Annotated in this window: 1 protein-coding gene; it reads left to right on the top strand. The window is 47.1% G+C overall.

The window, feature by feature from the left end; genetic code table 11:
- The coding region (locus BN202_RS09125; protein WP_019220338.1) for a lysozyme at nt 1-327 on the top strand (327 nt) is incomplete at both ends.

Here is a 327-nt window from a genome sequence, read left to right as displayed (position 1 = left end):
GGAACGAAAGCCTTTAGCAAGTCAACGTTGTTGAAGAAGCTTAATCAAGGGGATTATGAAGCTGTTCCTAGTGAATTACAGAAATGGAATAAGGTAGGGGGCAAGCCTTTTGTGGGATTATCCAACCGTCGAGCAGCCGAAGCAGGGTTATGGGCGAAAGGGTCTTACATTGCTTCGAACTATCACAGGATCGAAACGCGTGAGGCAACGAGTCTTTTCAAGATAGAAGCTCTTGCCCCGATTATAGGGTCGTGTTCAGGGTTTGGAGGCTTTTTGGTAGGCAATGGACCGATTCAGTGGGCATTAGCAGGGATTATGGTTTTAGCC

The sequence above is a fragment of the Bartonella florencae genome (genome assembly GCF_000312525.1).
GTDB lineage: Bacteria > Pseudomonadota > Alphaproteobacteria > Rhizobiales > Rhizobiaceae > Bartonella > Bartonella florencae.
This window is presented reverse-complemented; position numbering and strand designations above follow the sequence as displayed.